Source organism: Escherichia sp. WS3227_2, from assembly GCF_046486495.1.
Lineage (GTDB): Bacteria > Pseudomonadota > Gammaproteobacteria > Enterobacterales > Enterobacteriaceae > Escherichia > Escherichia coli.
On record NZ_JBJQLG010000001.1, the window covers coordinates 125,869 to 146,018 of the forward strand.

Genomic DNA, 20,150 nt, shown 5'->3' on the forward strand with positions numbered 1-20,150 from the left:
TTAAAAATACCCCTGACGTTTTTTCAGCTCCATAGACCCCGCCTGGTCGCGGTCAATCACGCGGCCCTGACGTTCACTGGTGGTGGAAACCAGCATCTCTTCGATGATCTCCGGCAGTGTTTGTGCATTTGACTCCACCGCGCCGGTCAGCGGCCAGCAGCCCAGCGTACGGAAACGCACCATCCGTTTTTTAATCACTTCGCCCGGTTGCAGGTCGATACGGTTGTCATCAATCATCATCAACATACCGTCGCGTTCCAGAACCGGACGTTCCGCAGCGAGATACAGCGGCACAATGTCGATATTTTCCAGCCAGATGTATTGCCAGATATCCTGCTCGGTCCAGTTAGAGAGCGGGAAGACGCGGATGCTTTCGCCTTTGTTAATTTGCCCGTTGTAGTTGTGCCACAGCTCCGGGCGCTGATTTTTCGGATCCCAGCGATGGAAGCGGTCACGGAAAGAGTAAATTCGCTCTTTAGCGCGGGATTTCTCTTCGTCACGGCGCGCACCACCGAAGGCGGCATCAAAACCGTATTTGTTCAGCGCCTGTTTCAGGCCTTCAGTTTTCATAATATCGGTATGTTTCGCGCTGCCGTGCACGAATGGATTAATCCCCATCGCCACGCCTTCCGGGTTTTTATGCACCAGCAGCTCGCAGCCGTAGGCTTTCGCCGTACGATCGCGGAACTCATACATCTCGCGGAATTTCCAGCCGGTATCGACATGCAGCAACGGGAAAGGCAGCGTACCTGGATAAAACGCCTTGCGCGCCAGATGCAACATGACGCTGGAATCTTTACCGATAGAGTAGAGCATCACCGGATTTGAGAATTCTGCCGCCACCTCGCGAATAATGTGGATGCTTTCCGCCTCCAGTTGCCGCAGGTGAGTAAGTCGTTTTTGATCCATAACCGTTCCTTTGCAATACCGCTATTTTCTTGCCATCAGATGTTTCGACTATAGGGAGCGTAAGAGAACGAATGAAATTACCAATTAGAATGAGTAGTTCCTTAACGGAATAACGCTTTGGCAAAGCTAATATCAAAAAGTGCTTAAGGCACCGGATTTCGGGCGTTTAGGAAGATTTGAAATTGTTTTAGCGCAGCGGCAGTTTCATACTATGGCGGTAAAAAAATTTGCATGGTATTTAAGGACTCACTATGTTTTCCGCATTGCGCCACCGTACCGCTGCCCTGGCGCTCGGCGTATGCTTTATTCTCCCCGTACACGCCTCGTCACCTAAACCTGGCGATTTTGCTAATACCCAGGCACGACATATTGCTACTTTCTTTCCGGGACGCATGACCGGAACTCCTGCAGAAATGTTATCTGCCGATTATATTCGCCAACAGTTTCAGCAAATGGGTTATCGCAGTGATATTCGGACATTTAATAGTCGGTATATTTATACCGCCCGCGATAATCGCAAGAGCTGGCATAACGTGACGGGAAGTACGGTGATTGCCGCTCATGAAGGCAAAGCGCCGCAGCAGATCATCATTATGGCGCATCTGGATACTTACGCCCCGCTGAGCGATGCTGACGCCGATGCCAATCTCGGCGGGCTGACGTTACAAGGAATGGATGATAATGCCGCAGGTTTAGGTGTCATGCTGGAACTGGCAGAACGCCTGAAAAATACGCCTACCGAGTATGGTATTCGATTTGTGGCGACCAGTGGTGAAGAGGAAGGGAAATTAGGTGCTGAGAATTTACTCAAGCGGATGAGTGACACCGAAAAGAAAAATACGCTGCTGGTGATTAATCTCGATAACTTAATTGTTGGCGATAAATTGTATTTCAACAGTGGTGTAAAAACCCCTGAAGCAGTAAGGAAATTAACGCGCGACAGGGCACTGGCAATTGCGCGTAGTCATGGAATTGCCGCAACGACCAATCCGGGTTTGAATAAAAATTATCCGAAGGGTACTGGCTGTTGTAATGACGCCGAAGTTTTCGACAAAGCCGGTATTGCCGTACTTTCGGTAGAAGCAACAAATTGGAATCTTGGGAATAAGGATGGTTATCAGCAACGCGCAAAAACAGCAGCATTCCCTGCGGGAAATAGCTGGCATGACGTAAGACTGGATAATCAACAACATATTGATAAGGCACTTCCAGGAAGAATAGAACGTCGCTGCCGTGATGTTATGCGGATAATGCTACCGCTGGTGAAGGAGCTGGCGAAGGCGTCTTGATGGGTTTGAAATGATTACTCCCTTGCCTGCAGGAAATCAATGCCACCAGAAACAGAGTATAAAAAAGGGGTGCAGGAGGCCAAACTTTAACAATTCAATACGCGGGGTTTTACCCCCGCGTGGTGGCTACTTCTTCGATTCGTAAGCGAGAACTGCCTTAAACTCCATACCACGTTCTCTGATACTCAACTCACACAACGAGTCGCCTACCATCAGCGTGAATCCCAGTACTGTACAACACAGTACGATGATTGCCACAAGGGCATATTTTGTCAGCATGTCTTGCCTCCCTGCAAAGAAGAGACTAACATTCGAATTGCTTAGGTTCGAACGCTGGCCTCAGGTTGATAGAAATATCGCCTGGGGCTTTTGTCCATCTGGAACCTCGCGAATGCTTAACGCCAGACAGCCTCAAGCACCCAACTCCATTCTATACCTGTTAATTCTCCCTGCGATGTTCACCTTTAAATGCCGGAATGCTGCTCGCAAAATAAAAACGCCCCCATCATTTCTGACAGAGGCGTTTAATTTATCCGGCAATATTTACCCTTCGTGTAACCCACATTCCCTTTTTAAGCCAAAGAAACGCGTTTCTTCTTCCGCCATGCCGGGTTCCCATTTACGGGTTGTATGGGTATCGCCCACCGATAAATATCCTTCGTCCCATAATGGGTGATATTTCAGGCCATGTTTTTGCAGGTACTGATAAATAGTTCGGTTATCCCAGTCGATAATCGGCAGCACTTTAAATACGCCACGCTGAATTGCCAGCACCGGTAAATTGGCGCGGCTGCCGGATTGTTCACGGCGCAGGCCAGCAAACCAGGTTTGCGCGTTAAGTTCTTTCAGCGCCCGGTTCATCGGTTCGACTTTGTTGATGTCATTGTACTTTTCAATGCCTTCAACGCCCTGCTCCCACAGTTTGCCGTAGCGCGCTTCCTGCCAGGCGGCGCTTTCGGTAGCGCGGTACACTTTCAGGTTGAGCTTGAGTTTGTCCGTTAACTCGTCAATAAAGCGGTAGGTTTCCGGGAACAGATAACCCGTATCGGTCAGGATCACCGGGATATCCGGGTGAATCTGATTCACCAGATGCAGGCTCACCGCCGCCTGAATGCCGAAACTGGAAGAAAGTACATATTCACCGGGCAGATTATCCAGCGCCCAGGCAACGCGGCCTTCAGCATCCAGTTTTTCCAGTTCGGCGTTAGTTTCTGCCAGCGCCAGAATGCGATCTACCTTCGGCAGTTCGTTCAGGGCGTTTAGATCGAGTTTGGACATAGATTCCTCACTGTTTGCCTTGCCTGATGCGACGCTCACGCGTCTTATCAGGCCTACAAGACCGGGCTGATGGTTAATCCCACAAATCGCGCGCCGGATCGAGCACCGGGCGAATGATGCCCGCACGCACCGTAAAGTCGCCGAAGCCTTCACCCGCTTCGCGCTCTTTCGCCCAGCGCCCTATCAGTTCATCAAGCGACGCCAGGATTTCCGGCTCGGTGATGTTTTCTTTATACATCCGTGGGATACGTGTCCCAATGCGGTTGCCGCCAAGATGCAGGTTGTAGCGACCCGGCGCTTTCCCCACCAGACCCACTTCCGCCAGCATCGCGCGACCACAACCGTTCGGGCAGCCTGTTACACGCATCACGATATGCTCATCGCTGACACCATGTTTCGCCATTAAATTATCGATGTTGTCGATAAAAGACGGCAGGAAACGCTCCGCTTCCGCCATCGCCAGCGGGCAAGTCGGGAATGACACGCAGGCCATTGAGTTTTCACGTTGCGGCGTGACGGCATTCATTAACCCGCTTTCTTTGGCGATCTTATCGATCTTCGCTTTCTCGCTTTCCGGCACTCCGGCGATGATCAGATTCTGGTTCGCCGTAATGCGGAAATCACCTTTGTGGATCTTCGCGATCTCCAGCAGGCCGGTTTTCAGCGGACGCCCAGGATAATCAAGGATACGACCATTTTCGATAAACAGCGTCAGATGCCAGTTATCATCAATGCCCTTAACCCAGCCAATACGATCGCCGCGTCCGGTGAACTCATACGGGCGGATCGGTTCAAATTTGATCCCCGCGCGACGTTCAACTTCCGCTTTAAACGTCTCAACCCCTACGCGCTCCAGCGTGTATTTGGTTTTGGCATTTTTACGATCGGTTCGGTTACCCCAGTCGCGCTGAGTCGTCACGACGGCTTCTGCCACCGCCAGCGTATGCTCCAGCGGCAGATAACCAAACTCACTCGCCGTGCGGGCATAGGTTTTCTTGTTGCCGTGCTCGATGGAAAGCCCACCGCCCACCAGCAGGTTAAAGCCCACCAGCTTGCCGTTTTCGGCGATCGCCACGAAGTTCATGTCGTTGGCGTGCAGATCGATATCGTTCTGCGGCGGGATCACTACCGTGGTTTTGAACTTACGCGGCAGGTAGGTCTGACCAAGGATCGGCTCTTCATCAGTAGTGGCGACTTTTTCCTGATCGAGCCAGATCTCCGCATACGCGCGGGTACGTGGCAGCAGATGTTCAGAGATTTTCTTCGCCCATTCATATGCTTCCGCGTGCAACTGCGACTCGTAAGGGTTCGAAGTGCACAGCACGTTACGGTTCATATCGTTGGCGGTCGCCAGCGCATCAAGACCGACCGAGTGCAGCATCTGGTGCACCGGTTTGACGTTCTTTTTCAGAATGCCGTGGAACTGGAACGTCTGGCGGTTGGTCAGGCGAATGCTGCCATAGATGGTGTTTTCACCGGCAAATTTATCGATCGCCTGCCACTGTTTGGTGGTAATCACCCCACCCGGCAGACGACAGCGCAACAGCATTGCATGACGTGGCTCCAGCTTCTGTTCAGCACGTTCGGCGCGGATGTCGCGGTCATCCTGCTGATACATGCCGTGGAAGCGGATCAGCAGGAAGTTATCGCCCTTAAAGCCGCCGGTCAGACCGTCGTTTAAATCTTCCGCAATGGTGCCGCGCAGGTAGTTGCTTTCAAGCTTCATGCGCTCGGCGTCTGTCAGTTTTCCTTCGACCACTAAAGGCCCTGGATGTTTTTCGCTCATTAGTAGACATCTCGCTGATAACGGCGCTCTACGCGCAGCTCACTTAAAAATTCATCCGCCGCTTCGGTGTCCATGCCACCAAATTCGGCAATCACTTCCAGAAGTGCCTGCTCAACGTCTTTCGCCATGCGATTAGCGTCGCCGCAGACATAAATGTGGGCACCGTCATTGATCCAGCGCCACAGCTCCGCGCCCTGTTCGCGCAGTTTGTCTTGTACATAAACTTTTTCTTTTTGGTCGCGCGACCAGGCAAGATCGATGCGGCTCAATACGCCTTCTTTCACGTAGCGCTGCCACTCCACCTGGTAGAGGAAATCTTCCGTAAAGTGCGGGTTGCCAAAGAACAGCCAGTTTTTACCTGGCGCTTCGTCAGCGGCGCGTTGCTGCATAAAGGCGCGGAACGGCGCGATGCCGGTGCCTGGGCCAATCATAATCACCGGGGTTTCCGGGTTGGCTGGCAGGCGGAAGTTATCGTTATGTTCGATAAAGACGCGGACTTCGCCCTCTTCTTCCACGCGATCCGCGAGGAAGCTGGAGGCACCACCGGCACGGGCTCGGCCTTCCACGTCGTAACGCACCACACCAACGGTGACATGTACTTCGTTCTCGACTTCCGCCTGCGAGGAGGCGATGGAATACAGGCGCGGGGTCAGCGGGCGCAGCAGGTTAATCAGCGCTTCGGCATCCAGTTGCGCCGGAGAGAAACGCACCATGTCAACAATCGGCGTGGTCGCGGCGTAATGCTGTAACTTCGCTTTATCGCCCACCAGCGGCAGCAGCGTTTCGCTGCGGGTAAGCGTGGCGTAGTTCTCAACAATATTCGCGGTGTTGACGGTGAGTTCAAAGTGCCACTGGAGCGCTTCGCTCAGGGTCAGCGTTTTGCCCTCAACGGTGACAGGTTCATCGCCTTTCAGCCACAGCAGTTCGACAAGTTCTTTCACCAGTGCCGGATCGTTCTGATACCAGATGCCCAGCGCGTCACCCGGCTGATAACGCAGGCCAGAGTCACCTAAGTCAATTTCGATATGGCGAACGTCTTTTTCAGAGTTACGCCCGGTAATTTTCTGGTTAACCGAAAGGCTCGCCACCAGCGGCGCGTCTTTGCTGTACGGGCTGGTGTGGATTTCATTTACCGCGCCAGTAGCGACGGATTGCGAAGGTGCCGCGACAGGCGCACGGGACTTCAGAACATCAACCACGCGGGCGCGCCACTCGCTGGCAGCAGCCTGGTATTCAACGTCGGCATCGACACGGTCGAGCAGGCGTTCACCGCCCAGTTCCGCCAGCTTGCTGTCAAAATCTTTCCCGGACTGGCAGAAAAATTCATAAGAGCTATCGCCGAGGCTAAACACGGCAAATGCAGTGTTTTCCAGCTTTGGCGCTTTTTTGGAGAACAGGAACTTATGCAGCGCGACGGCTTCTTCCGGCGGTTCCCCTTCCCCTTGCGTTGACGTCACCACGATGAGCAGTTTTTCGCTGGCGATTTGTTTGAATTTATAGTCGCCCGCGTTCACCAGCTTAACGTTCAGTTTTGCCGCTAATAAATCATCGCGTAATGCTTCAGCAACCCGGCGCGCATTGCCGGTTTGCGAAGCGGAGATAATAGTTATACCCGGCATTTCTGCGGCGGGCGCAGGCGTCGCTGCAAGCGCTGCAGGCTGCTGGTTGAGTACGCCCCAGAAATAGCCAGAAACCCAGGCAAGCTGGGTGGGAGTTAAATCGGTCGTGGCCGCCTGAAGGCGTGCCAGTTGCTCCGGGTTCAACGGAAGCAACGCGGAAGGTGGGACCTGTGTCGTCATGCGTCGTTATGTTCCAGTAAGCAAAGCTGTTTCTGCGCCCTGTCAGCGCCCATAAAACAGAAGAGAAGGTAAGGTTAACGGGGTGAACGGTGTGGATTAAAGACGGGATAGCGATAACTAATAACCAAATCGACTAACCTGTTTTAGCAATAGTCTTTAACAACAAAACAGATTAACCAACCCAATGAAAAACAAATGAAATTAGCCAATCATTAAGATAAATTAGCGATTTTGCGCAACAAAGTCGTTTTAGATAATGCGAAAAAACAGCCTTTCCGGTACTCTACGGCGGTTTTATCGTCCTGTAGAGAAATTATGATGTCCACCACGTTATTTAAAGATTTCACCTTCGAAGCCGCTCACCGCTTACCACACGTCCCGGAAGGGCATAAATGTGGTCGCCTGCACGGGCATTCCTTTATGGTGCGACTGGAAATTACCGGGGAAGTCGATCCGCATACGGGCTGGATTATCGATTTCGCTGAACTGAAAGCGGCGTTTAAGCCAACTTATGAGCGCCTCGATCACCATTATCTCAATGATATTCCAGGTCTGGAAAACCCAACCAGCGAAGTTTTAGCAAAATGGATTTGGGATCAGGTTAAACCGGTTGTTCCGCTGTTAAGTGCGGTTATGGTGAAAGAAACCTGCACCGCAGGTTGCATCTATCGCGGCGAATGATAAGAGTGTGTCGGCGGTAAATTTCCCTTAAGTAACGCTATGTTAGGGTGTTGCGCTCTGGATATATGGGGCACGACATGGAAGACGACTGCGACATTATTATTATCGGTGCCGGCATTGCGGGCACCGCTTGTGCGTTACGCTGCGCGCGGGCAGGTTTATCCGTTCTGTTACTGGAACGTGCTGAAACCCCTGGCAGCAAAAATCTTTCTGGCGGGCGTTTATACACCCATGCGCTCGCGGAACTCCTCCCGCAATTTCATCTGACCGCGCCTCTTGAACGACGCATCACTCACGAAAGCCTTTCCCTGTTAACGCCGGATGGCGCAACGACGTTTTCCAGCTTACAGCCCGGCGGAGAATCCTGGAGCGTATTACGTGCACGGTTCGATCCGTGGCTGGTTGCCGAAGCCGAAAAAGAAGGTGTCGAATGCATCCCTGGTGCGACGGTGGATGCGCTGTATGAAGAAAACGGCAGGGTGTGTGGTGTCATTTGTGGTGACGATATTCTCCGCGCCCGTTATGTGGTGCTGGCAGAAGGTGCCAACAGCGTCCTGGCTGAGCGTCACGGGTTAGTGACTCGTCCTGCTGGCGAAGCGATGGCGTTGGGGATCAAAGAAGTGCTGGCGCTGGAAACATCCGCTATTGAAGAACGTTTTCATCTGGAGAATAACGAAGGCGCAGCGTTGCTGTTCAGCGGCGGAATCTGTGATGACTTACCCGGCGGCGCATTTCTTTATACTAATCAACAAACGCTCTCGTTAGGGATTGTTTGCCCGCTCTCTTCACTTACGCAAAGTCGTGTTCCAGCAAGCGAGCTGCTGGCTCGCTTTAAAACGCATCCGGCAGTGCACCCGCTTATCAAAAACACGGAATCACTGGAGTATGGTGCGCATCTGGTGCCAGAAGGTGGCTTGCACAGTATGCCAGTGCAATACGCCGGTAACGGCTGGCTGCTGGTGGGCGATGCGTTGCGCAGTTGCGTCAATACCGGAATTTCCGTGCGCGGTATGGATATGGCGCTGGCTGGCGCACAGGCGGCGGCACAAACGCTGATAAGCGCCTGCCTGCACCGCGAGCCGCAAAATCTGTTTCCGCTTTATCATCACAACGTCGAGCGCAGCCTGCTATGGGATGTTCTACAACGTTATCAGCATGTTCCGGCGCTTTTGCAACGACCTGGCTGGTATCGGGCGTGGCCTGCGTTAATGCAGGATATTTCCCGTGATTTATGGGATCAGGGTGATAAACCTGTTCCGCCGCTGCGCCAGTTATTCTGGCGTCATTTACGTCGTCACGGCCTGTGGCATCTGGCGGGCGATGTTATCAGGAGTCTGCGATGTCTGTAGCCCGTAATCTCTGGCGCGTTGCCGATGCGCCGCACATTGTTCCGGCTGACTCCGTTGAGCGCCAGACGGTACAACGGTTGATTAACGCTTGTCCGGCTGGTCTTTTTTCGCTCACACCGGAAGGTGATTTACGCGTTGATTATCGCGGCTGCCTGGAGTGTGGCACCTGCCGTTTGCTGTGCGACGAATCAACACTACAACAGTGGCGCTATCCGCCTTCCGGATTCGGCATCACCTACCGTTTTGGATAAATAATAAGGATAATTTATGCCCCTCTTACACCTGCTCCGCCAGAATCCGGTGATTGCTGCCGTTAAAGATAATGCCAGCCTGCAACTGGCAATCGACTCTGAATGCCAGTTTATTTCCGTGTTGTACGGCAATATCTGCACCATTAGTCAAATCGTTAAAAAGATTAAAAATGCCGGAAAATATGCTTTTATTCATGTTGATTTGCTGGAAGGCGCGTCAAATAAAGAAGTGGTGATTCAGTTTTTGAAACTGGTGACAGAGGCGGACGGAATTATCAGTACCAAAGCCTCAATGCTGAAAGCAGCAAGAGCGGAAGGTTTTTTCTGTATTCATCGCCTGTTTATTGTTGATTCAATTTCGTTTCACAACATTGATAAGCAAGTTGCGCAATCGAATCCGGATTGTATTGAGATCCTGCCAGGCTGTATGCCCAAAGTGCTGGGCTGGGTGACGGAGAAAATCCGCCAACCGCTGATTGCTGGCGGGCTGGTGTGCGATGAAGAAGATGCGCGTAATGCGATTAACGCAGGTGTCGTGGCGCTTTCCACCACGAATACCGGGGTCTGGACGCTAGCGAAAAAATTGCTTTGACGGGATAATCGTAACGAATTGAATTTGTGTGATTTGTAGGCTGCACGCCACATCCGACATTCAGCGCCTGATGCGACGCTTGACGCGTCTTATCAGGCCTACAAGTCCCCAGCCCAGAACCGTAGGCAGGATCATCCGGCAACACGTTATTGGCAATCTGCGTGAATGTTTGTCACCAGTGCCTCCAGCACCACTTTCCAGTCATCAACCACGCCAACATCTGCCTGTGAAAATACCGCTGCGCTGGCGTCATGATTAATCGCCACCACAAACTTGCTATTGCGTACGCCCGCCATTAACGCTGCTGCGCCGGAAGCGCCAACAACAATACACACCTCAGGTGCCAGCAGATGTCCGGAAATACCAATCACTTTTTCAGCATCAACGCCACCGTTCATCACTCGCGCCCGACTGTAGCCCACTTCGGCTCCCAGCTTTTCTGCCAGCATAGCGATTTCCTGGTTATCTGCCTCTCCGCCCTGCCCCACCACCAGCACCCGTCTGGCTTCAGCTAATGGGTCGCGGGTAACATTTTTCAGGTTTTCTATGCTAACCAGCCAGTCGGGAAGCGCACCTGGGACAATGTTCAGTTGCTGCATACCAGAGGGCAACGTGGCGTTTTTATCTGCTCCCGCCTGACGTGCCAGCGAAAGGCATAGCGGGCGTTTTTCTGTTTGCAGCGTCGCCGTTAGCGCATTTCCCCAGTGGGATTTGCGCACGCTTACGGTTGGAATATCTAACGAAGTCACCTGGCAGATGCTTGCACCATGTAAACGCCAGGCCAGCCGGGTCGACAGTTCATCGCCAAACGTTCCCGGCGGAAAGAGAACAACGTCCGCTGGCGTTCGCTGCCACTGTTCCACCAGCGCATCCAGCACCTGTTCCGCCACTACGGGCTGAGGTTCAATATGCCAGTGTGCCAGGGTACAACCGCTGAAATCCTGTTCTGCCAGCCAGCTCGCTATTGCGGCATTCTCCTGATTTATTGTCACAATTGCGATATTCATGGCTGCATCCTTTGGCGTAAATAGTCCTGCCATAGCTTTTGCGCTTTTTCTGCTACCGTTTGCCCATCAATCAGCGTCGCTCCGCGTTGTTGCTCTGCTCTTGCCAGTTGCAGACACTGCATCGCTGGCGATTCGGCAGCAACAGTTTTACGGATAATTTCTGCTTTCCCCGCCGCCATACGCTGGCGCATTCCCGGTACTGGCAAGGCCACTTCACCGCACTGACGCACGGCAATCACCGCAGGCAAGCGAACCCGGCAACAGCGCAGCCCGTTTTCAGTACGCTGTTCGAGGGTGATAAACGGCGCGTCGAGAGTAAAACGCTCCACCTGGGTGAAGCAGGGCCAGCCCAGCATTTCCGCCAGCAAAAATGGCGTTTGCCCATTCTGCCCTTCGCTGCTTTGGCAGCCGGTAATTATCAGATCCAGCGGATTCTGACGCTGCCATTCGGCAATATGGCGAGCGACAAATTCCGGCGCAAAGCGCAGATCTGCCGCCGTCTCCAGCAATACAGCTTCCTCAAACCCAAGCGCCATGAGATAGCGCAGCCAGTGCAACGCCCGTTCATCCCCCATGCTCAACGCGGTTAAGGACATCGACGTACCGTTTTTTCTCTGCGCCAACAGCAGCGCGGCGGCAGCCTGTTCATCAGCACCGAGTAAACTTCGCAGAAGCGAAACATCCGGTCCGCTATTACCCTGAGCCGCCGCCTGCCACTCTTTTTCCGCCAGCATTCCGGCATCCGGTTCGGCTTTAAACGCTAACAGAATGTTCATTCGCACCTCCTACATTTCCCGCCGCCACCAGCGGGAGTGCTTTGGTTTCTGGTGCCCATAGCCAGGTCACAACAAAACCAACCAACAACACTGCCGCCAGGAGCATTAAGGTGACTTGCATTCCCCACTGCGCCAGCACCCACGGCAGCAGGCCAGTACTTACCGCCGCCCCCAACCGACTCATGGCGGTGGCAAAACCGACGCCCAGCGAGCGAATGTCAGTAGGAAAACTTTCCGCAGGCAAAATGCCCACCAGATTACTGACTGCCGAAATGGTGGTGCTGAAGAGAACAAAAAGCAGCAGCGTTAATGAACTGCCGGAAGGCAAACAAGCCATCACTACCAGCGTTGCCGCCAGCAGCAAAAAACTTCCCAGCAAAAATTTGCGATGTGCCAGCAGGTGCGTCAGAACTAATCCCAGCAGCGCACCCACAATTAACAACGCATTAAGCATCAGGCTAGCGGTCAACGCATCTTCCAGACCAATAGTCTGGGCGATAGTTGGCAGCCAGGTATAAATCACAAACCATGGGATTACGAGGCAGACAAAGAAGACGCTGTTAAACGCCGTGCGCCGCCAGTAGCGCGAAGAGAACAAGGTTTTGATGTGTTTATGGGTCGCCGTTGCCACTTCATCGCCCAGTAAAACATGGGGACCAAAATAGCGATGCACGATAGCGTGAGCTTCTGCAAAACGCCCCTGCCGCAGTAGCCAGCGTGGCGATTCTGGCGTTCCCCAGCGTAATAACGTAATCAACAATGCGGGCAGAGCTGCCGATGCCAGCAGCCAGCGCCAGGCCTCCGGGCTTTCGCTAATAAAGTGATGTCCGGCAATACTTGCCAGCACATAGCCTACGGTCCACACCACGCTGAATGCGCCCAGCAAAATACCGCGATGGCGGCGCGGAGAAAATTCAGCCAGCAAGGTGTGGCCTACTGAGTAATCGCCTCCCAGACCAATGCCGATCAAAATGCGCAGTCCAATAAGATGCTCTGGCGTGGTGGCAAAAAATTGTAAGAACGAAGCGAGCGTAATCAGCAAAAAGCTGAAGGTGAAGATTTTTTGCCGACCAATATGGTCGGAGATCCACCCCAAAACCAGGCTACCGATAAACAGGCCAAGTAGCGCCGAGCCGCCAATCATTCCCGCCATAAACGGCGTCAGTTGCATGGCGGGTGTAAGCTGAATAATGGCGTAACCAATGACGCCGAGAACATAACCGTCGGTCAGGTGCGCGCCGAAAGTGAGCGCAGCAATTCGACAGTGAAAACGGTTAAGCGGTAAATCATCCATTCGCACCGGTGAAGTGTTCATCTTTACCCCTTCATTGTCCGGTAATAAGAACGGCTTCTCGCCTGAGAAGCCGAAAAGGCAACGCCCCTCATAGCGGAACGCTGCCTCACACATTATTTTTCAATCGGATAGATAGTACCCGTATTCATAATGCCGTTAGGATCGAACTGTTTTTTCAGACCTTCCAGCAACGTCCACGCGCTGCCGTGTTCCAGTTTGCTCCAGTGAACGCGATGTTTACCAATACCGTGGTGGTGCACCATCGAACCGCCGAGGCGAATGGTTTCTTCGCAGATGATTTTGTTGAGCGGATTGTGGTACTTGTCGATTTCCTCTTCCGGCTTACAGTCGACAACGTTGTAGTCGTAAACGAAGTACATGTTGGTGCCGTTCTGGTAGCTGTGAGAGGAGTGACCGCCCAGCATGGTGATGTCGTCGGCGTGCGGGAACTCGGTACGAATACGGTTAATAACGCTTTCGTAGATTTCGTGGATGCAGCTCCAGCAGCCGGACACTTCGGTGGTAAAGCCCATGTTGCCGGTTTTGAGGATCTGCACACGTTCAGCGGCCACTTTATCCGGCCCCCAGTTCAGGTGATTAAACCAGGTTTCGATCAGCTTGCTGTCCACTCGCTGGCATTGCGGGTAACGTGCCACGATTTCCGCAATCCCTTCGCCTGTCGCCTTCGCAATGCGAGGGTTACCTTCAGCCATAAAGATCAGCACACATTTACCATCGGCAAAATGGGTGAAGTGTTGGGTGCCATCTTCAGCGTCATACAAACGAGCGATCGACGGACGATACCCTTCCACCATGATTTCACGCAGGATGTTGAAGCCGGTTTTCATGTCTTCCAGGATATAGCCGTAGAAGAGGTTGTTTTCCGGGGTGAACTTAAAGATTTTCACAGTTACTTCAGTGATATAGCACAATGCACCTTCGTTGCCGATGATGATGTGACGAATGTCCGGGCCTGCCGCGCGGCGTGGTACGTTTTTAATGCGTGTTACGGTGCCATCAGCCAATACTGCTTCCAGACCAACGACCATATCTTCGATTGCGCCGTAGAGTGTGGAGAACTGCCCGATACTGCGGGTTGCTACCAGGCCGCCCATCTGCGCCAGCGGCTTTGACTGCGGAGAATGCCCCGTGGTGTAACCTTTTTCACGCAACGCGTTTTCCAGCACCTCCAGCGGAACGCCACATTGCGCCGTCGCCTGCATATTCTCAATATCAATATTAATGATTTGATTCATGGCGGAGCCGTCGAGCACCACCGAGTTTTCCACAACGGTTTCCAGCCCACCTTCAGTGGCGGAAGCGCCGGTACGCGGCACACCGTTAATTTTGTGCGCATTCATAAAATTCAGCACACGGGAGACTTGTTCTGTGGAACCGAGTTTTACGACCGCTGCCGGAATCGGCAAAGTATAAATACCATGAATATCCGGAAATTTACGAAAACGGTCAATACTGTTTTTCTTTAATACTGTTTCATCGGTAATTACGCGATCTGCACCAACAATTTCCTTTAGCTGGTCGACAATCGCTGCGCGAGATAAAGACATAGTAATTCCTTCCTGATAATAAAAATGGAATAATCATTAATAAGAGAAAACAGAAACCACCGTTATGGATTAGCGCACTAAATAACCGCCATCGACCACTAATAAATGCCCGTTAACATAATTTGAAGCCGGACTTGCGAGGAATACGGCTGCGCCCATTAAATCCTGAGTATCGCCCCAACGGTTTGCCGGAATATGATCAAGAACGCGCTGGTTAGTTTCTGGATTACTACGGGTCGCCAGAGTGATATCGGTAGCGTAATATCCCGGGGCAATACCATTCACCTGAATATTATATTGACCTAATTCATCGCAATAGGCTTTGGTGAATCCGGCAAGAGCATGTTTAGTGGCAGAATAAGCAGGTGACCATTGTCCACCTAAGTAAGAGAACAATGAACAGATATTAATGATTTTACCGCTTTTCTGCGGGATCATAATTTTTGCAGCTTCATAGCTTAACTCGAATGCGGCGGTCAGGTTCACATCAATCATTGGATCCCAGTCGGCACGACCGAAGTCCAGCACCTTATTCAGCTTACAAATACCGGCATTGTTAACCAGAATATCGACGGTACCGAAACGTTCGCAACAGGCGGCGATTATCTTCTGCGGCGCGCCTTTTGCGGTGATATCCACCTGCATGAAGTCTACTTCAACACCCTGTTTTTCAATCATTTCCTTTGTTTCGCCGTTATCTTTGACGAAGCTTGGAATAAAGATATTTGCGCCTGCTTTGGCCAGCGCCATGGCAAATGCCTGGCCTAAACCGCTATTCCCGCCGGTAACAATTGCGGTTTTACCTTTCAGGGAGAAAAAATCCATTGAGAACGCATTGAGAGATTCGATTGACATAGTTAGCTCCAATTTCCGTAAGGCAAAAAAAAAGAAAGGTAACTTCCCCCGCGAGAGGGAAGTTACCTTTCTCATTATCTCTGGTAACTGGAGATAATTTTTATCATAAGGGCATAATCGCTAATGTGATCGTAATCACAGTGTGATATTCGAATTGTCAAATAATTTTAAAAAGCAGAAGCGTGATTACTCTCACACAACACCACTGCTTTCCATGTTATTTCTTATTGCAATTACTAGAGACCTGAGAAAAGTAATCCACCTGAAAGGGCGGCTTACTTTTCTCTTTTTTTTGTCTATTACAAATGGGAATACGATATGCAACACAACTCATGTCGCCGTTGGATAACCCTCGCGATAATTAGTTTTAGCGGCGGCGTTAGTTTCGACCTGGCTTATTTACGTTATATTTATCAAATTCCCATGGCGAAATTTATGGGATTCAGCAATACCGAGATAGGTTTAATAATGAGTACCTTTGGTATTGCGGCTATTATTCTTTATGCCCCCAGCGGCGTTATTGCCGATAAATTTTCACACCGCAAAATGATTACTTCCGCGATGATCATTACCGGATTACTGGGTCTGTTAATGGCAACATATCCACCGCTGTGGGTAATGCTCTGTATTCAGGTCGCCTTTGCGATAACGACGATTTTAATGCTGTGGTCGGTGTCGATTAAAGCCGCCTCGTTGCTGGGCGATCATAGCGAGCAAGGGAAAATTATGGGCTGGATGGAAGGGCTGCGCGGCGTCGGTGTAATGTCGCTGGCGGTGTTTACCATGTGGGTCTTTTCTCGCTTTGCACCGGATGACAGCGCCAGCCTGAAAACGGTCATTATTATCTATAGTGTGGTTTACATTCTGCTGGGCATTTTGTGTTGGTTTTTTGTTAGCGATAACAACAACCTGCGCAATACCAATAACGAAGAAAAACATTCATTCCAGCTTAGCGACATCCTGGCCGTTTTGCGCATCAGAACCACCTGGTATTGCAGCATGGTGATTTTTGGTGTCTTCACCATCTACGCCATTCTGAGTTACTCCACCAACTATCTGACCGAAATGTACGGCATGTCGCTGGTGGCGGCGAGCTACATGGGGATTGTGATCAACAAAATCTTCCGCGCGCTGTGCGGCCCACTTGGTGGCATTATCACCACCTACAGCAAAGTGAAATCCCCTACCCGCGTGATCCAAATCCTTTCCGTACTCGGCTTGCTGGCGTTAACTGCCCTGCTCGTCACGAACTCTAACCCGCAATCGGTCGCGATGGGGATTGGCCTGATTTTACTGCTGGGATTCACCTGTTACGCCTCACGCGGGCTGTACTGGGCCTGCCCTGGCGAAGCGAGAACACCGTCTTACATTATGGGCACCACGGTAGGTATTTGTTCGGTGATTGGATTCCTGCCGGATGTCTTCGTTTACCCGATTATCGGCTACTGGCAAGACACCCTGCCCGCTGCAGAAGCCTACCGCAATATGTGGCTGATGGGCATGGCGGCGCTTGCCATGGTGATCGTCTTTACCTTTTTGCTGTTCCAAAAAATTCGTACTGCTGATAGCGCCCCTGCTATGGCTAGCAGCAAGTAAGTCCAGAAAATTACAGGAGAAAAATCATGTCGAAAAAATACATCATAGGGATTGATGGCGGAAGTCAGAGCACAAAAGTGGTGATGTACGATCTGGAAGGTAACGTGGTTTGCGAAGGCAAAGGCTTATTACAGCCGATGCACACGCCAGATGCCGATACTGCAGAACATCCTGACGACGATTTATGGGCATCATTATGTTTTGCCGGTCACGATTTGATGAGTCAGTTTGCCGGAAATAAAGAAGATATTGTCGGTATTGGTCTGGGATCCATCCGTTGCTGCCGTGCGTTATTGAAAGCCGATGGCACGCCAGCTGCGCCGTTGATTAGCTGGCAGGATGCTCGCGTTACACGCCCTTACGAACATACGAATCCTGACGTGGCATATGTCACCTCTTTTTCGGGTTATCTGACGCATCGCTTAACCGGCGAGTTTAAAGATAATATCGCCAACTATTTTGGTCAGTGGCCGGTGGATTATAAGAGCTGGGCATGGAGCGAAGAGGCTGCGGTAATGGATAAGTTTAATATCCCCCGTCATATGCTGTTTGATGTGCAAATGCCTGGCACCGTCCTCGGACATATCACACCACAAGCCGCGCTGGCGACACATTTCCCGGCTGGGCTGCCGGTTGTTTGTACCACCAGTGATAAACCGGTAGAAGCACTGGGAGCCGGGTTACTGGATGATGAAACTACGGTAATTTCTCTTGGCACTTACATCGCGTTGATGATGAACGGCAAAGCACTGCCGAAAGATCCGGTAGCGTACTGGCCGATTATGTCTTCTATTCCGCAAACATTGCTGTATGAAGGTTACGGTATCCGCAAAGGCATGTGGACAGTGAGCTGGCTGCGCGACATGTTAGGCGAGTCGTTAATTCAGGATGCCAAAGCACAGGATCTTTCACCGGAAGATTTGCTCAACAAAAAAGCGTCTTGTGTGCCGCCTGGCTGTAATGGTCTGATGACGGTGCTGGACTGGCTGACCAATCCGTGGGAACCGTACAAACGCGGGATTATGATCGGCTTTGATTCCAGCATGGATTACGCATGGATATATCGTTCGATACTGGAAAGCGTGGCGCTGACGCTGAAGAACAATTACGACAATATGTGTAATGAAATGAATCACTTTGCAAAGCATGTGATCATTACTGGCGGCGGTTCGAACAGCGATCTGTTTATGCAGATTTTTGCCGACGTGTTCAACCTTCCGGCACGCCGTAACGCCATTAATGGTTGTGCAAGTCTGGGGGCAGCGATTAATACGGCGGTAGGTCTGGGGCTATACCCGGATTACGCAACGGCTGTCGACAAAATGGTTCGCGTGAAAGATATCTTTATGCCTGTTGAGAGCAACGCCAAACGCTACGACGCGATGAATAAAGGCATTTTCAAAGACCTAACCAAGCACACTGATGTGATCCTGAAAAAATCGTATGAAGTGATGCATGGTGAGCTGGGGAATGAAGATTCGATCCAGAGCTGGTCGAATGCGTAAGTGAGGAAGGCCGGGCGGGAAACTGCCCGGCCTGAACATACCTGAATGGTTATCCCCGCTGACGCGGGGAACTCGCCAGTGCCTGGTCATATGTGTAACACCTATCCGGTTTATCCCCGCTCGCGCGGGGAACTCTTGCTGTATAGAGATTATCGGCGTGGGATTGTCGGTTTATCCCCGCTCGCGCGGGGAACTCGTTTGCGGCTTGCAAACATTTTAATGCGTATTCGGTTTATCCCCGCTCGCGCGGGGAACTCCCAGCCCGACACAAATAATGCAGCATTGCGCGCGGTTTATCCCCGCTCGCGCGGGGAACTCTCTAAACATAACCTATTATTAATTAATGATTTTTTAAGCCAGTCACAATCTACCAACTTTACAGTATCACACAAACAACACATCTATTATGTTAAAGAGCACTTAATCCATTGATTGAAAAGGTAAATATTTAAAATAACTCTATACAAACTAAAATCTACCAAACTCCGACGTAATAATTTTCACCTCAGAGAAAAATTAACGCCACAGAATTTGTAGAGAATGACAATGATTAGTCCGGAATGGGCAAAATGGATGAGTTTTCAGAGGCGACAAAAAATATAAATGAGTGGAAGTCTTTACAGGTTCCACCCATTTATAACGCATATAAATGTGTAATCAGGCAATATTTAAATATTTATGTGTTTGCATCGACAAACGCCAGTTACGCGCAATGCAAGTTTCAATGCACAAACGTGTGGCATCATCCTTTTGGCTAATCGGCTGCAGTGCAATGACTCGCGGTTTATCATCGGTCAGCGTCGCAAGCAATTCATCCAGTGCTTCGATATCACGTACGCGTCCAACTGGGTGTTTGATTTCGTTAGCTCGCTCCAGGGCTTGCGACAATACTTCATAACCACCACGCATATTTAGCTTTGGCGACACGGTGACCCAGGTATTCGACGTACAACGCACTTCATGAGTACCGCTGGTTTCTATCTGGCAACTGAAACCGTTCTTTTCGAGCAGATCAGTTAGTGGCATCAAGTCATGAATACAAGGTTCACCACCCGTAATCACCACGTGACGCGCGGTGTATCCCTGACGACCGATGACTGCGAGTAAGTCTTCACTGCTTGCTGCTCCCCACTTATCACTCTCTTTCGTTTTACCCAGAATGCTGAAAAGGGAAACTTCCCGATCCTCAAGCTTTTCCCATGTGTGTTTGGTGTCGCACCAGGCACAGCCGACCGGGCATCCCTGTAAACGAATAAAAATGGCGGGAACGCCGGTAAAGTAACCCTCACCTTGCAGGGTCTGGAACATCTCGTTAATCGGGTACTGCATAGCATTCTCTGTGAAGTGGATAATTGTTAATTATTGCAGATCCTGCCACAACAATCATGTCTTATTAACATTCTGTTACAGGCAGGTTTAAAGAAAAATGAGAAACAGATCGTTAATAATAAAAGGGAGTAACGTATTATGTCAGAAATAAATAAAGTAAAGGGATTTAATCATGTCAAAAACATTCACCAAAATTATACTTATTTTTTCTGTGTTCGTTTTTAATTATAACGAATCTCAAATTACCGATGCCGCCGTCAATTTATTTATCCAGCTTTAATGGGAC

18 protein-coding genes, 1 pseudogene and 1 CRISPR repeat array are annotated in these 20,150 nt (G+C 50.9%); of the genes and pseudogenes, 8 read left to right on the forward strand and 11 right to left on the reverse strand.

Going from position 1 to position 20,150, the window contains the following annotated elements; translation table 11 throughout:
* A complete protein-coding gene (cysD, locus tag ACJHXB_RS00670; protein ID WP_000372392.1) occupies positions 1-909 on the reverse strand; it encodes a sulfate adenylyltransferase subunit CysD in 909 nt (302 codons plus the stop codon).
* 251 nt (positions 910-1,160) lie between these two features.
* Here cysD and iap point away from each other — a divergent pair, with 251 nt between their 5' ends.
* Positions 1,161-2,198 (forward strand): alkaline phosphatase isozyme conversion aminopeptidase, encoded by a 1,038-nt coding sequence (gene iap / locus ACJHXB_RS00675; protein WP_000490430.1) that lies wholly within the window; start codon positions 1,161-1,163, stop codon positions 2,196-2,198.
* 126 nt (positions 2,199-2,324) lie between these two features.
* Here the strand turns inward: iap and ACJHXB_RS00680 are convergent, their stop codons facing one another.
* The 4 genes from ACJHXB_RS00680 to cysJ form a co-directional block, all read right to left on the reverse strand.
* Positions 2,325-2,477 (reverse strand): Hok/Gef family protein, encoded by a 153-nt coding sequence (locus ACJHXB_RS00680; RefSeq protein WP_000956458.1) that lies wholly within the window; start codon positions 2,475-2,477, stop codon positions 2,325-2,327.
* Positions 2,478-2,741: 264 nt separating this feature from the next.
* Complete coding sequence (cysH, locus tag ACJHXB_RS00685; protein WP_000039841.1) at positions 2,742-3,476, reverse strand: phosphoadenosine phosphosulfate reductase; 735 nt, start codon at positions 3,474-3,476, stop codon at positions 2,742-2,744.
* A gap of 73 nt (positions 3,477-3,549) precedes the next feature.
* Positions 3,550-5,262, reverse strand: a complete 1,713-nt coding sequence (gene cysI, locus ACJHXB_RS00690; RefSeq protein ID WP_001290701.1) for an assimilatory sulfite reductase (NADPH) hemoprotein subunit — start codon at positions 5,260-5,262, stop codon at positions 3,550-3,552.
* Positions 5,262-7,061, reverse strand: a complete 1,800-nt coding sequence (cysJ, locus tag ACJHXB_RS00695; protein ID WP_000211924.1) for an NADPH-dependent assimilatory sulfite reductase flavoprotein subunit — start codon at positions 7,059-7,061, stop codon at positions 5,262-5,264. The genes cysI and cysJ overlap by 1 nt, the downstream gene beginning before the upstream one ends.
* 318 nt (positions 7,062-7,379) lie before the next feature.
* Here cysJ and queD point away from each other — a divergent pair, with 318 nt between their 5' ends.
* The 4 genes from queD to ACJHXB_RS00715 all read left to right on the forward strand — a co-directional run bounded on the left by queD (position 7,380) and on the right by ACJHXB_RS00715 (position 9,934).
* On the forward strand, positions 7,380-7,742 hold the full coding sequence (gene queD / locus ACJHXB_RS00700) for a 6-carboxytetrahydropterin synthase QueD (protein ID WP_000108294.1): 363 nt from the start codon (positions 7,380-7,382) through the stop codon (positions 7,740-7,742).
* 77 nt (positions 7,743-7,819) lie between these two features.
* Positions 7,820-9,091: an FAD-dependent oxidoreductase gene (locus ACJHXB_RS00705; RefSeq protein ID WP_001469274.1), complete on the forward strand. Its 1,272-nt coding sequence runs from the start codon at positions 7,820-7,822 to the stop codon at positions 9,089-9,091.
* On the forward strand, positions 9,082-9,342 hold the full coding sequence (locus ACJHXB_RS00710) for a ferredoxin family protein (protein ID WP_000109536.1): 261 nt from the start codon (positions 9,082-9,084) through the stop codon (positions 9,340-9,342). Before ACJHXB_RS00705 ends, ACJHXB_RS00710 begins: the two co-directional genes overlap by 10 nt.
* Positions 9,343-9,358: 16 nt before the next feature.
* Positions 9,359-9,934 (forward strand): glycerol-3-phosphate responsive antiterminator, encoded by a 576-nt coding sequence (locus tag ACJHXB_RS00715; protein ID WP_001130278.1) that lies wholly within the window; start codon positions 9,359-9,361, stop codon positions 9,932-9,934.
* A 146-nt stretch (positions 9,935-10,080) separates the two neighbouring features.
* On the opposite strand, the gene ACJHXB_RS00720 is transcribed toward ACJHXB_RS00715, so the two are convergent.
* The 5 genes from ACJHXB_RS00720 to ACJHXB_RS00740 form a co-directional block, all read right to left on the reverse strand.
* Entirely contained in the window at positions 10,081-10,941 is an 861-nt protein-coding gene (locus ACJHXB_RS00720) for an electron transfer flavoprotein subunit alpha/FixB family protein (protein ID WP_001469275.1), read from the reverse strand.
* A complete protein-coding gene (locus tag ACJHXB_RS00725) occupies positions 10,938-11,717 on the reverse strand; it encodes an electron transfer flavoprotein subunit beta/FixA family protein (RefSeq protein WP_001469276.1) in 780 nt (259 codons plus the stop codon). The genes ACJHXB_RS00720 and ACJHXB_RS00725 overlap by 4 nt, the downstream gene beginning before the upstream one ends.
* Positions 11,695-13,032 (reverse strand): MFS transporter, encoded by a 1,338-nt coding sequence (locus ACJHXB_RS00730; RefSeq protein WP_001098096.1) that lies wholly within the window; start codon positions 13,030-13,032, stop codon positions 11,695-11,697. Before ACJHXB_RS00730 ends, ACJHXB_RS00725 begins: the two co-directional genes overlap by 23 nt.
* 92 nt (positions 13,033-13,124) lie before the next feature.
* Entirely contained in the window at positions 13,125-14,579 is a 1,455-nt protein-coding gene (locus tag ACJHXB_RS00735) for an FAD-binding oxidoreductase (protein ID WP_000059296.1), read from the reverse strand.
* A gap of 69 nt (positions 14,580-14,648) precedes the next feature.
* On the reverse strand, positions 14,649-15,434 hold the full coding sequence (locus ACJHXB_RS00740) for an SDR family oxidoreductase (RefSeq protein ID WP_001469277.1): 786 nt from the start codon (positions 15,432-15,434) through the stop codon (positions 14,649-14,651).
* A 318-nt stretch (positions 15,435-15,752) separates the two neighbouring features.
* Between ACJHXB_RS00740 and ACJHXB_RS00745 the strand changes: the two genes are divergently transcribed.
* Both ACJHXB_RS00745 and ACJHXB_RS00750 read left to right on the forward strand, forming a co-directional pair.
* Positions 15,753-17,030 carry an MFS transporter gene (locus tag ACJHXB_RS00745; protein ID WP_001164519.1) on the forward strand — a complete coding sequence of 426 codons (1,278 nt, stop codon included), beginning with the start codon at positions 15,753-15,755 and terminating at the stop codon, positions 17,028-17,030.
* 26 nt (positions 17,031-17,056) lie between these two features.
* The gene (locus ACJHXB_RS00750; protein ID WP_000039707.1) at positions 17,057-18,535 is read left to right on the forward strand and encodes an FGGY-family carbohydrate kinase; all 1,479 of its coding nucleotides are present in this window, start codon (positions 17,057-17,059) and stop codon (positions 18,533-18,535) included.
* Between the two features lie 45 nt (positions 18,536-18,580).
* Positions 18,581-18,853: a CRISPR direct-repeat array (repeat unit 29 nt; unit sequence CGGTTTATCCCCGCTCGCGCGGGGAACTC).
* A gap of 339 nt (positions 18,854-19,192) precedes the next feature.
* Here ACJHXB_RS00750 and queE read toward each other — a convergent pair.
* Positions 19,193-19,864, reverse strand: coding sequence for a 7-carboxy-7-deazaguanine synthase QueE (gene queE / locus ACJHXB_RS00755; protein WP_001199984.1), 672 nt, complete (start codon positions 19,862-19,864; stop codon positions 19,193-19,195).
* Between the two features lie 138 nt (positions 19,865-20,002).
* Here queE and ACJHXB_RS00760 point away from each other — a divergent pair.
* Positions 20,003-20,144 (forward strand): annotated as a pseudogene (locus tag ACJHXB_RS00760) (hypothetical protein).
* The last annotated feature ends 6 nt before the right edge of the window (positions 20,145-20,150 follow it).